Annotated in this window: 7 protein-coding genes and 1 pseudogene; 6 read left to right on the forward strand and 2 right to left on the reverse strand. The window is 63.7% G+C overall.

The genetic code is table 11. The features are described from left to right. Positions 1–11: 11 nt before the first annotated feature. Together NYR55_RS07675 and NYR55_RS07680 are read right to left on the reverse strand one after the other, a co-directional pair. Positions 12–2,576: a cellulase N-terminal Ig-like domain-containing protein gene (locus tag NYR55_RS07675; RefSeq protein ID WP_260020609.1), complete on the reverse strand. Its 2,565-nt coding sequence runs from the start codon at positions 2,574–2,576 to the stop codon at positions 12–14. 106 nt (positions 2,577–2,682) lie between these two features. After that, on the reverse strand, positions 2,683–6,051 hold the full coding sequence (locus NYR55_RS07680) for a TonB-dependent receptor (protein WP_260020610.1): 3,369 nt from the start codon (positions 6,049–6,051) through the stop codon (positions 2,683–2,685). Positions 6,052–6,379: 328 nt separating this feature from the next. On the opposite strand from NYR55_RS07680, the gene NYR55_RS07685 reads away from it, so the two are divergent. The 6 genes and pseudogenes from NYR55_RS07685 (at position 6,380) to NYR55_RS07710 (ending at position 13,275) form a co-directional block, all read left to right on the forward strand. Continuing rightward, complete coding sequence (locus NYR55_RS07685) at positions 6,380–7,906, forward strand: tryptophan halogenase family protein (RefSeq protein WP_260020611.1); 1,527 nt, start codon at positions 6,380–6,382, stop codon at positions 7,904–7,906. Further along, a complete protein-coding gene (locus NYR55_RS07690; protein WP_260020613.1) occupies positions 7,903–9,438 on the forward strand; it encodes a tryptophan halogenase family protein in 1,536 nt (511 codons plus the stop codon). Before NYR55_RS07685 ends, NYR55_RS07690 begins: the two co-directional genes overlap by 4 nt. After that, positions 9,435–10,451 (forward strand): cupin-like domain-containing protein, encoded by a 1,017-nt coding sequence (locus tag NYR55_RS07695; protein ID WP_260020615.1) that lies wholly within the window; start codon positions 9,435–9,437, stop codon positions 10,449–10,451. Before NYR55_RS07690 ends, NYR55_RS07695 begins: the two co-directional genes overlap by 4 nt. Then, positions 10,448–11,035, forward strand: coding sequence for a cellulase N-terminal Ig-like domain-containing protein (locus NYR55_RS07700; RefSeq protein WP_260020616.1), 588 nt, complete (start codon positions 10,448–10,450; stop codon positions 11,033–11,035). Before NYR55_RS07695 ends, NYR55_RS07700 begins: the two co-directional genes overlap by 4 nt. Before the next feature lie 12 nt (positions 11,036–11,047). Then, positions 11,048–12,313 (forward strand): annotated as a pseudogene (locus NYR55_RS07705) (glycoside hydrolase family 9 protein); the annotation flags it as partial. Between the two features lie 62 nt (positions 12,314–12,375). After that, on the forward strand, positions 12,376–13,275 hold the full coding sequence (locus NYR55_RS07710) for an ABC transporter ATP-binding protein (protein WP_260020617.1): 900 nt from the start codon (positions 12,376–12,378) through the stop codon (positions 13,273–13,275). Positions 13,276–13,279: the final 4 nt, after the last annotated feature.

The raw sequence follows: 13,279 nt of genomic DNA on the forward strand, positions 1-13,279 counted from the left end.
TGGCGGACGCCCTATCGCTTGCGACCAGCGAAATGCCGGTCTGCGGCAAGGGCCAGAAACATGAAATTGGTTTCGCCGCCGCCCATGACATATTCGGTCTGTTGCCAGAAATAGGGCCAAGTCTTCAGCTCTGGCAGATCGGGCCGGATCAGGTTTGTGCCGGAAATCACGCCGCCGGGGATGTAACTCCAATCCGCCCGGTTGACCCCATAGGCAACGGTTGCCGAATGGCTGCCGACTCCCGATACGAAACTGGCGGTGTTTTCCCCCGGATGCACGCCCAGCACGAAATTGAGCGCATTCAGCCAGCTGTCGGGATCTACTGCCTCTGGCCATCCCCTGGCGAACAGCCATTGCTCGACACCGCGCCGCTGAATGTCCCATCCCGCACCCCAGATCTGAGGCTTGTAGGGGATACCATAGGGGCTGTCGGTACGGGCATCGCGCTGCACGCCCGCCTGATACTCCAGCACCGCGCGGTCCAGCCGGTCCCGGAACGGGCGCGGCAGGCGGCCGCGCAGTCCGGCCAACATCCATCCCGTTTTCGATACGTCCTTCAACGCAAGGTCGACCAGTGCAGCAATCCGGTCGACATAGCGTTGTTCGCCCGTCGCGAGCGCGAGTTCGGCAAGCGCGAAAATGCGGTTCGGGCTGTCCCCGCCCCGATCGATCGCCGCATCGGTGATGGCACGCGCCGCCGCCAGCGCCTCTGCCGCCAGAACGGGGTTTTCCCTGCGCAGCGCCCGGGCAGCACCGGCAAGGCCGGCCGCGACATAAAGCTCGCGCTCGGGATTGTCCTCGGTAAACACCCACCGATCGTCCGCGGTGACGGGGCCGCCATTCGCATCGACGCCCAGCCCGTCCACCGGCTTCATTGGCTCATTGTCGCTGTGGCTGCCGGCATCGCCAAGCATCACATAGCGACGCAGGCTGGGCGTGATGATGCCGCGATAGAGCCGCCCCAGCGAACGATAGCCGCCAAGGACGCTGGCCAAGCCATGTTCGATCTGCTGGATGGCATCGTTCCGGCCGTCCGGATCATGGATCTCAACCGTCTTTGCCTGCGGATCGATGCGGGTCGCATCGTAATCCAGGTCGAATTCCTCGACCATCTTCGCGAGCAGCCAGACCGTGCCGATCTGCGATTCAACCCGCAGGTCGTAATCCCCCGCATCGTGCCAGCCCCCGGCGTTCAGGCCGGGCACCGGATCGCCAGGCCGAAACCGGGTCAGCGTTTGCGGCCCCTGCACATAACCGTCGAAATGATTGAGGCTGACGGGTGCCATCCTGGCGTCGTCCAGATGGTCGTGCCCATGCCACACCCGGTATTTCTGACTGACCCGCATGTGGCACATCTGCACCGGCAGGAAGGTTTCCAGCGTCGGCTGCCACACGTCGCGGGAAAAGACGTCATCAGCAATGCGGAACGGCTGGGACCGCTGGTCGCCATAGCCGATGCGGTACATGCCCGGCGTCTTCACTGAACTGAAGTCGAAGGCACGATAGCGATAGCGCAGAAAGCTGCCCCATTCGCGGGGCGAATCGCGCAGCACCGCCTGTTCGCCGGCTTCGGTGAGACGATACAGCACCGCTTCACCAACGTCTGTGCTGCGCGCATCCAGTTCGAACAAGGCCCGCTTCGACTGGGCAGGCGCATAGCCGACCTGCGACACCTGAATCACCGGGCGATAGGTCCATCCGGGCTCGCTATCGACCGTTACCGTCCATTCGAGTGCGTGCGCGGTACGCCCCGCGGGCAGAACCCCGCGCACGATGTACCAGCCATTATTGTGCGCGCTGCGCCCGTCGATCAGCTCGATCCCGTCGGCGCTTTCGATGATGATCCGCTGACCCGGCGTTTCCGGTGCGACGACCAGCTTGCGGCCCCTGGCCAATGGCGCACCCAGCGCCTGGCCATTGGGATCCTGAACCGGCCCGTTCGCCTCTGCGTTGCGCGGCACCGGAACAGTGCTGCCCTTGCTGCGGATGATCGGGCCGTTCGGCTGGCGGGGGAAAATGCCACCAACCCTGTCCATCAGCCATGCCTTGCCGAACAGTTCGGTTGGGAAAAGCTCCAGGTTGAACCCGGCCCGGCCGCGCCATTCCGATGGCACCGGGCGATCCAGGTCGACGCGGATCCGAAACCGGTTGGCGCCCGCCGGGGTCACCGTGACCGAATAGGAAAGATCAACCGGCGGATAGAAGATCGGATTGAACCCACGCCCGTTTTTCGATGGATCGGGGAAGGACAGGCGCTGGGTGATGCTGCGCGATGCTGCATCGACGCTGCGCTCCCCGCCCTTTGGCATGGGCGACCATTGCCCGGGCATAGCATCCAGCCGAACATCGCCATTTGCGGCGACCCGCCTGCCCTGCTGGATGATGGTGACGCCGGTCTGATGGCCATCAGGATAAATGTCGTCGAATACGATCACGTCAACGCCGGGCCGCGTCAGATAGCCTTTCTCGGACAGGACAAAGCCGTCCGACATCGCAGCATCCTGCCCCAGAACCGGTATTGTCATCGCTGTCAGCGTGGTGCCAGCCGCAATCGCCAAGGCGAGTTTGATGCGCATATCCTCTCCACTGAACTGCCCGCGATGATGCGCGATCCCCATGTCACGCGCAAAGAAAAAGGGGGGCCTTCGTTGCCGAAGACCCCCCTTGATCAGGGATCGTAGATCAGAAGCTGCCGCGAACGATGAAGGCGAAGCGACGATCGTTGATGAAGTAGGAACGCGGTCCGACATAGGTGTTCGGCAGACCGGTATATTGCTGCAGCGTCCGGGTGGTTTCGTTGAGCAGGTTCACACCCTGCACACCCACCTTGATCACCGGCGACAGCGAGAAGAACGCAGAGGCATCCAGCTGTCCCGTCTCATCATTGAAGATGGGATAGAAAGGATGGATCACGTCCGCCGCCGTCAGCAGGAACCGCGAGCGCCAGTTATAGGCGGCACGCAGAGAGACCGGGCCCTTTTCATAGAACACCGACGCATTGACGTTGTGCCGTGACAGCTGTTCCAGCGGCAGCGGACCGGGATCCAGGTTGGTCGCCGGACCAAAGACCGGCCGGTTTGCCGGCAGGCCTTCGCTGTCGATGAAGGTGTAGCTGCCACTGAAGCCAAGGCCGCTCAGGAAACCAGGCAGGAAATCAAAGGTCTGCTGATAGGCGACCTCAAAGCCCTTCACCTTGCCGGACCCGTCGAAATTGTCCGGCTGGCGCACGTTGGCGGTCAGGGTGACGCCATTGTTGGTCAGCTGGATCGGGATGACGTTCTGGTAGAAGAAGCCCTTGATATCCTTGTAGAACCCGTTGACCGTCAGCGAACCGACGCGAGCGAAATACCATTCCAGCGTCACGTCGAACTGGTCGGAAATCGCAGGCTTCAGGAACGGATTGCCCGCATTGCCCTGCAGTCGGCTTGGATCGTTCTGGTTCGAGCCAAAGGTGAAGAAATTGCGGATCTGGTTCATCTCCGGACGGGCAAGCGCCCGCGATCCGGCAAATCGCGCAATCAGGTTGTCGGTCAGCTGAACCTTCAGGTTCAGGCTGGGCAGGAAGTAGCGATACTTGTTGACCGCGGTATTCGGATCGCTCCGGCCATCCGCGAACAGCCGGACCTGATCATAAGCCGCCTGACCAAGGACGCAGATCCCTCCCGCAGGCCGCGTGGTGTTCGGCGGCGCGGGCGGCGAAGGCAGCGTCACGTCCCGGCAGCGCGTTGCAAAATCATCGGCAACGCCGACTTCCTGCCGCGTGGGGAAGGTGAAGGCACCGACCGAACGGACTTCGGTATCAACGAAACGGACGCCGATATTGCCGCTGACCGCAAGGCCGCCATTGCCGCGATCGCTGTCGAAGCTCAGCATGGCATAGGCGTTGATGTTGCGTTCGGAGACCTGCTGGATCTCATCCGGGCGGAAACCCGTCAGCGGATCGGCATTGGCGCGCTGAGCCGCAGGACGCCAGGAGCCACCGATACCGCCGGCATCGGAAACCTGACGGGCGAACCGCACGGCCTGATCATAATTCTCGATCAGATCGCCGTTGTAGTAGAAGCCGCCGATCGGCCCCGGCGTCGCCCCGCGGAAGAAGTTGTCGAACGAGAAGAACGACACGTTGTTGCGGAACCGCGGATCGTCCATCCACTGCGGGCCATTGCCGCCCCAGGTTTCGGACAAGGTGCCCCAGTTGTAATTGCTGTAGCGGACAGTCTGATCGCGGTCGGCATAGCGACCACCGACCTTCAGCCGCTTCAGGAACGAATCCTCGTCGAAATTATACTGGATGTCGCCGCGGAACGCCGCTTCCTCACCCTGCGACTTTTCGAAATGGTCCATCGCAGCGCGGAAGAAGTAGTTACCCGGATCAGTGAAATACTGCTGATCGTTCTGGCCATTGATGCGTGCGTTGGGCGAACACGTACCGGGCGTGGGGCACGGCGATCCATTGGGACTTGTCGCCCCGGCCCAGTCGGCCGACAGCCAGAGCGGCTTGTGATTGACGACGACCGGAATCTTGCCGGAAATGTCCAGCTCCTGGTCGGCAAAGCCGCCACCAAACAGGCTGAAATCGATCTGATCCCGGCGCGCCTGCACGAATTGCGCATCCGCCTGGAACGACCAGCGATCGTTCGGGGTGAATTTGAAGTTCAGGCCATAATCGGCGACGATATTCTTTTCATCGACCTCGCGGCGGGAATATTCCTGCTGCATACCGCCGGTCGGCGTCCGCCACGTGCCACCCGAATCCTGCGAGCGCCAGCCCGACCCGGGCAGCGTGATGTAGCCGCGCTCGAACACGCCATTCTCGTCATATTCGAAGTTCCGGAACGGCAGCGACCCGGTCAGCGGACATTCCGCGCGGGTGGTCGAACCACCGGTCGGCAGCCCCTGGTTGACGACATTGGCGCCGTTGCCGTTGGGACGGCAGCCATAGGGATAGGTGTTGAAATCCGACAGATCGGGCGCAGCCGCAGCCGTATATTCGCCCCAGCGCTGCGTGGCTTCGGTGCGCAGGAACTGGGCGGTCAGCATCGCCCGGCGATCAAGGCTTTCCCACTGACCGGCCAGTGCCACACCCTTGCGGCGCCGGTCATAATCCTGGGTCCGGAACTGCCCGCCCAGCGGCGCGTACAGCAGGCTGGCCCAGTCGGCCAGGCCGTCAGCGCCCGCCGTCTGCGGCGTGCCGCACAGGGCGTTGTTGCCCGGCAGGGTCTGCGTATCCGAATTGCCGGGCAGCGGGTTTGCGCAACGCTGCACCGAGGAGTCGGAGCTGTTGGCCTCGACCGCCAGCTGATAGTCGCGGGTCTGGAAATTCGCGACCTGAATGCCGTCGGAGCGGCTGAGCAGCTGCGAATAGCTGACATTGGCCAGCAGGCCGAACGTGCCGGCACCCGTGTCCCAGGTGTTCGACAGCAGCGCGGACATGGTGGGCGACGCCTGCTTGGCAAGATCGCCGTAATTCGCCTCAAGGTTGAAGCCGCCGTGCAGGCCGCGCCGGTCGAACGGCAGGCGCGTGCGCAGATCGACGACACCCGACAGGCCGCCCTCGATCATTTCGGCGGTCAGGTTCTTGGCGACGACGACCGAGCCGAGCAGTTCGGCAGGCACGTCCGCAAAGTTGATCGACTGTCCGCCGACGCCGGTGGAAAAGGTATCGCGGCCGTTGAATTCGGACCGAACATAGCTGAGGCCGCGGATGACGACGCCGGACCCTTCGACCGAGAAGTGGTCGGGGTCGTTCGAACCGGCAAAGCGGTTGATCGAAACGCCGGGGATGCGCTGCAGCGCTTCGGTCACCGACCGATCGGGCAGAGCGCCGATGTCCTGGGCGGTGATGGCGTCGACAACCGTGTCGGATCCGCGCTTGATCGACTGCGCATTGGCAAGGCTGGCACGAATGCCGGTCACGGTGATCACGTCATCGCCGGACGGCGCGTCCTGCGCGGCAGCGGCATCCGATTCGGCCGCAGCATCCTGTGCGAATGCGGGGGCCGCAGCAGCCATGGCGCAGATCGCCACCAGCGATGCACTTCCGCGCAGCAATTTCGCGATGTTGGATGGTGATTGAATTTCAGACCGCAGACCGTCGCGATGACGCATCATGCCCTCCCCCTGTGTTTTATACCCCGGCGCCACCAGTGCCCCTGATATGCGCTCAACTCAAATTGTTATCTGTTGATGGTAGCGTTAGCAAGGGCCGATTCTACCATTATCTGAGAATGTGTGGCGACATTGACACAGTTGTCATACCGATTTGACGGACTTGCCCCATGGCGCTTACTCTCCATCAGGCTGCCGTGAAGACTGTTATGAGTTATGCCGGCAAGCCAATGCAGCATAAGCGCAGCACGGTCGATGCCGGGGAGCAGGAATGACGAAGCAGATCGAGCGGGTAGTCATTGTGGGTGGCGGCACGGCCGGCTGGATGACGGCGGCGGCGCTGTCCAGAATGCTGGCGCGGGACCGGACCCGCATCACCCTGATCGAATCCGACGCCATCGGTACGGTTGGTGTGGGAGAGGCGACCATCCCGCCCATCCTGACGTTCAACCAGATGCTTGGCATCAACGAGAACGAGTTCATCGCCGCGACGAACGGCACGTTCAAACTGGGGATCGAATTCGTCAACTGGGCGCGCCAGGGCGACCGCTATTTCCACCCGTTCGGCCATTACGGCCATCCGGTGAACGGCGTTCCCTTTCACCAGCTTTACCTGCGCGAGCGGGCGCGCCGGCCGATGCCCGACATTTCCGCCTATTCGATGCCGTCGATGGCAGCCGCGCACAACCGGTTCGCCCGCCCCGCGGCAACGGCACAGTCCATCGTCCGTGAAATGATCTATGCCTTTCACTTCGATGCCTCGCTCTATGCCCGGTTCCTGCGCGATTATTCGGAACGCGGCGGCGTCACCCGGATCGAAGGCCGGATCGTGGGCGCGCATCGCGATGGCGAAAGCGGCGACATCGCGTCGGTCCAGATGGAGAATGGCGAACGCATCGCGGGTGACTTGTTCGTTGATTGCTCGGGCTTTCGCGGGCTGCTGATCGAAGAGGCGCTGGGTGCGGGCTATGACGATTGGAGCCACTGGCTGCCCTGCGACCGGGCCGTTGCGGTGCCCAGCGCGAATGTGGGGCCGCTGACGCCCTATACCCGATCGATCGCGCATTCGGCGGGATGGCAATGGCGGATTCCGCTGCAGCATCGGACCGGGAACGGCCATGTATTTTCGACTGCGCACATCAGCGAGGATGAGGCAACGGCGACCCTGCTGGCGAACCTGGAGGGCGAAGCACTGGCCGAGCCGCGAACCATCCGGTTCAAGACGGGGCGGCGGCGCAAGACATGGAGCCATAATGTCGTGGCGATCGGCCTGTCCGCCGGGTTCATCGAGCCGCTGGAATCGACCAGCATCCACTTGATCCAGACCGGGATTGCCCGGCTGATCGCCCTGTTCCCCGACACCGGGCGCAACGATGTCGAGCGCGCCGAATATAACAAGGTGCTGCAGGATCAGTTCGAAGATCTGCGCGATTTCATCATCCTGCACTATCACGCCACCGAACGGGACGATTCATCCTTCTGGAATTACATGCGCACCATGCCGATCCCGGAACCCCTGGCGCACAAGATGGCGTTGTTCCGGGGTCGCGGCCGCACGTTCCGGGATGGGTTCGAACTGTTCTCCCCCGCCAGCTGGGTCGCCGTGATGATGGGCCAGCGCCAGATGCCGACCGGCTATGATCCGGTCGCCGATGGGCTGGACGATGATGCGGTTGCCGCCATGCTCGAACGCTATCGGCAGGAGATCGCCGGCACGGTCGGCCAGCTTCCATCTCACGAAACCTTCATCGCCCGCATCCTGCAGCATCAGGGCATGCCGATGGACATGGCATCATGAGGCCGGATCGCATCCGCCGGGTGGTCATCGTCGGCGGCGGCACCGCCGGCTGGATGACCGCCGCCGCCATGGCACAGGTGATGGGCAGCCTCCCCGACCTGACCATCGAACTGGTGGAATCCGACGCGATCGGCACGGTCGGCGTGGGCGAGGCGACGATCCCGCAGATCACGTTGTTCAACGACCTGCTGGGCCTGGACGAAATCCAGTTCATGCGGGAGACGAACGCGACCTACAAACTGGGGATCGAATTCGTCGACTGGCGCCGGATCGGCCATCGTTACATCCACCCGTTCGGCACCTATGGCATCGACATGATGGGGATCGAGTTCCACCATCATTGGCTGAAGGGGCGGATGCTGGGCGACACGTCCGAGCTTGATGACTATTCAATGTCGGTCGTCGCCGCGCGCAATTCCAAGTTTCTGCGGCCACAGCCCGAAGCGCGCAATTCGCCGGTTTCAAAGATCGCCTACGCGTTTCAGTTCGATGCCGGCCTCTACGCCCGCTTCCTGCGCCGCTTTTCCGAAGCGCGCAGCGTGACCCGGACCGAGGGGCGGATCACCCGGGTAAACCAGCATCCGGAATCGGGGTTCATCACCGCAGTCGTGCTGGAGGACGGGCGCGAAATCGCGGGCGACCTGTTCATCGACTGCTCCGGCTTTCGCTCGATGCTGCTGGGTGAGACGCTGGGCGTGGGCTATGAGGACTGGACCCGCTGGCTGCCGTGCGACCGGGCAATGGCCGTGCCGTGCGAAAGCTCCGGCGACCAGCAACCGATCACGCGATCCACGGCACGCACTGCTGGCTGGCAATGGCGCATCCCGCTGCAGCATCGCACCGGCAACGGTTATGTCTATTCCAGCGCCCATATCAGCGATGACGAGGCGGCGGCGACGCTGCTTGCCCATCTCGACGCGCCTGCCCTGGCCGACCCGAAACCGATCCGTTTCACCGCCGGGCATCGCCATCGTTCCTGGGAGAAGAACGTGGTGGCGATGGGCCTTGCCGGCGGTTTCCTGGAACCGCTGGAATCGACCAGCATCCACCTGATCCAGTCTGGGATTGCGCGGCTGATGTCCCTGTTCCCGACACAGGGTTTTCATCAGCAGGAAATTGATCGGTACAATCGCGGATCGGTGAAGGAATATCTGGATATCCGCGATTTCCTGATCCTGCATTACAAGGCGACGGAGCGGGACGATTCCGATTTCTGGCGCTATTGCCGCACGCTGACCCCGCCCGAGGGGTTGCAGGAAAAGCTCGCCATGTTCCGGTCCAACGGCCGGGTGTTCCGCGAGCATGAGGAATTGTTCACCGAAACCAGCTGGCTGTCCGTCATGGTGGGTCAGGGGATCGAGGCTGGCGGCTATCACCCGGCCGCCGACCTGTTGCCGGATGCCGAAACGCTGAAACGGCTCCATCACATTCGCGCGATCATTGCCGACACCGCCGACCGGATGCCCACCCAGCGCGACTTCCTGATTGCCGAGGGGAGCGCATCGGGCGAGGTGCTGCGCAAGGCATCGTGACCACCCTGCCCTCGCCCACGCCGATCCGCGAGCTTGCGGGCGTCGATCGCGCCCGGTTCATTTCGGAGATCCAGCCGGCCGGACAGCCCGTCGTCCTGCGCGGCCATGCAGAACACTGGCCGGCGGTCCGCGCGGCCAGGCAATCCGACGAGGCGCTGGCCGAAATCTTCGCCGCGCACCACCCGCAGCGTCCCGTTCAGGTGCTGGTCGGCGCACCGGAAATCGAAGGACGTTTTTTCTACACGCCCGATTATCGCGGCCTCAATTTTACCCGCGGTGAAATCGGCCTTGAGGCATTTTTCGAGCGGCTGTTGAACGATCGGGCGCTGGAAGCCCCCTTTTCCATCGCGGTCCAGTCCGAAATCCTCGACGAATTGATGCCCGGTTTCGTTGCCGACCATCAAAGCCCGCTGCCGCCGACCGGCACCCCGGCGCGCGCGTGGATCGGCAACCGCATCCGCGTGTCGCCGCATTACGACCTGATGGAAAACATCGGCATCGTCGTTGCCGGGCGGCGGCGCTTCACCCTGTTTCCGCCCGATCAGGCCCGCAATCTCTATCTTGGCCCCATCGAGCTTACCCCCGCCGGAACGCCGGTCAGCCTGGTCGATACCGTTGCGCCGGATCTGGTCCGCTTTCCCCGCTATGCAGAGGCGGCATCCATGGCCCAGTCGGCGGTGCTGGAACCGGGCGATGCGATCTATATCCCGTTCCATTGGTGGCATGGGGTCGAATCGCTGGAACGGTTCAACCTGTTGGTCAATTACTGGTGGAATGCCGGGCGGCGGGACCTGCCCAATCCCTATGGCGCGTTGATGCACGCCCTGATCGCGCTGCGCCAGTTGCCGCCGGATCAGCGGGCGGCGTGGCGGCACAGTTTCATGCACCTGGTGTTCGACGATGATGTGGCGGACCATCTGCCCCGCGCCGCCCGCGGCGTGCTGGGCGATGCGGATGCAGAGATGATGCAGCGGATGCGCGCCACGCTGCGCCAGATGCTGGGCCAGCTTTGATCGATCGGGAACAGGAGCGCGGGACGATGCGGGCGATTACCGGAATGCTGACTGCGATCATCGCCCTGTCGGCGCCCGCTCTGGTTCATGCCGAACCGGCCGACGCGCCTGCCATCCGCCTTAATCAGCACGCCGTGCTGGCAGCGCCGGGTCAGACCGCGATCCTGATCGCGCCGGAACAATCGCCCATCGACTGGCAACTGATCGATGCGGCCGGAAAGCGGGTGGCGAGCGGCAAGACGGCGGCGTTCGGCGCAGACCGGCATTCCGGCCAGAGCGTACATCGCATCACCTTCAATGCCGCCCGCCTGTCGGGGCCGGGATACCGGCTGACAGCGGGATCGGCGACAAGCCGGCCCTTTTCCGTTCGGCCCGCCCCATATGGTCCGCTGAAACGGGCGGCGTTCAACTTTTTCTACCAGCAGCGTGCCGGGGTGCCGATCGACGCGCGGTTCGCCGGCGGCGAACGCTGGGCGCGACCGGCGGGCCATGCCGGCGAAACGGCCAGCTGTGTCGGCGGACGCGACGAATTCGGCAACGACTGGCCGCGCTGCACATACCGACCCGATGTGTCGGGCGGATGATATGACGCGGGCGATCAGGGCAAATATGTCGTCAATGGCGGGATCAGCGTCTGGACGCTGATGAACCTGTACGAACGTGCCAACCAACGGGGTGAGGCTCAGCCTTTTGGCGACAAGGGCGCGTTGATCCCCGAAAGCGGCAACGACGTCGACGACCTGCTGGACGAGGCGCGGTTCGAGCTGGAATGGATGATGAAGATGCAGGTGCCCGCCGGCACCCGCCTGTCCGTTCCGGTCGGGCAAAAGCGGGCACAGGCCGGCCTTGCCTTCACGGAAATCGACGCGGGCGGGATGGCGCATCACAAGATGAGCGACGAAAACTGGACGCCGCTGCCCACGCCGCCGCACCTCGACACGGCAAAGCGTGTGCTGTTCCCGCCCTCGACCGCCGCGACGCTGAACCTGGCGGCGGTGACCGCGCAATGCGCCCGGCTGTGGCGGGGGATCGATGCGGCCTTTGCCGATCGCTGCCTGGCATCGGCGCGGGCCGCCTGGGCCGCCGCGCGCCGCAATCCCGATGTCTATGCCATCGCGCCCTTTACCGGATCGGGCGGCTATGGTGACGGGACGCTGTCGGACGAATTCTTCTGGGCCGCCGCCGAACTGTTCGCCGCGACGGGCGATGCCGACGCCCGCGCGGTTGTTGAGGCATCGCCGCCGCTGACGGGTGAGCCGCTGTCGGAACCCGGCTGGGGATCGACCGCGACGCTGGGCGCGGTCACCCTAATGGTCAGCCGTCCCGCCCTGCGCGACGAACAGCGCGCGGCATTGCTGCGTGGGCTGACCGCCGGTGCCGACCGGTTCGTCAGTGACCGGCAGTCGGTTGGTTATGCCATTCCCTATGGCCCGGAAAGCCTGCCCTGGGGATCCAATTCCAACCTGCTGAACCGGGCAATGCTGCTGGGTCTGGCACACGACCTGACCGGACGCGAAGCCTATCGTCAGGGGGTCGTCGATGCGATGGACTATCTGCTCGGTCGCAACCCGCTCGACCAAAGCTATGTGTCCGGCTTTGGCGCGCGGCCGATGCAGCATCCCCATCATCGCTTCTGGGCACCATCCGCCGACCCGGCGCTGCCTCCCCCGCCGCCCGGCGTGCTGTCCGGCGGGCCGAACAGCCGCCTTTCGTCGCCGGCAGGGCGCAAACTGGCGGGCAAATGCGTTCACCAGACCTGCTGGGCCGACGATATCGACGCGTATGAGCTGAACGAGGTCGCGGTAAACTGGAACGCGCCGCTGCTCTGGGTGGCCGCCTGGCTGGATGCTCCCCGCCGCTGAATTACCGCTCTAGCATTATAACACACCCTTGATATCCTGCGCGAATATCAGGGGGATTCGTGATGCTCGAACTCAACAATGTCACCCATACCTATCCGAACGGTACGCGGGCGCTGGACGGGGTAACGCTGTCCATCCCCAAGGGGATGTTCGGCCTGCTTGGCCCCAATGGCGCCGGCAAGTCGACGTTGATGCGGACCATCGCTACGCTTCAGTCGCCCAGTACGGGCAGCATCACTTTTGGTGCCATCGACGTTCTGAAACAGCCAGAGGCGCTGCGCCGCACGCTTGGGTATCTGCCGCAGGATTTCGGCGTTTATCCGCGCGTCTCGGCCTATGACATGCTGGATCACATGGCGGTGCTGAAGGGCGTGGCCAATGCGCGGGAACGCAAGGAAACGGTCGAGACGCTGCTCAATCAGACCAATTTGTGGAAGTTCCGCAAAAAGGCGATTGCCGGTTTTTCGGGCGGGATGCGTCAACGCTTCGGCATTGCCCAGGCGCTGATCGGCAACCCCGAACTGATCATTGTCGACGAACCGACTGCGGGGCTTGATCCGGAGGAGCGCAACCGCTTCCTCAACCTGCTTGCCGAAATCGGAGAAAACGTCGTCATCATCCTGTCGACGCACATCGTCGAGGATGTGGCCGACCTGTGCCCGCGCATGGCGGTGCTGGCCGATGGCCGCATCCAGCTGGAAGGCGCACCGCTCGACCTGATCGATCGTTCGCGCGGCACCATCTGGGCCAAGACCATCGCCCGGACCGAACTGGACGAGCACAAGGCACGGTACGAGGTGATCTCGACGCGGCTGTTCGCAGGACGGACGATCATCCACATCCTGTCGCCGAGCGATCCCGGCGATGGCTTCGCCGCAGTGTCGGGCGGGCTGGAGGATGTCTATTTCTCCACCCTGGCGAAATCGCGCCGCGCCGCCTCGCCTGTGCCCGCAGCCGCCTGATCCG

It is taken from the genome of Sphingomonas sp. BGYR3 (assembly GCF_025153455.1).
GTDB lineage: Bacteria > Pseudomonadota > Alphaproteobacteria > Sphingomonadales > Sphingomonadaceae > Sphingomonas.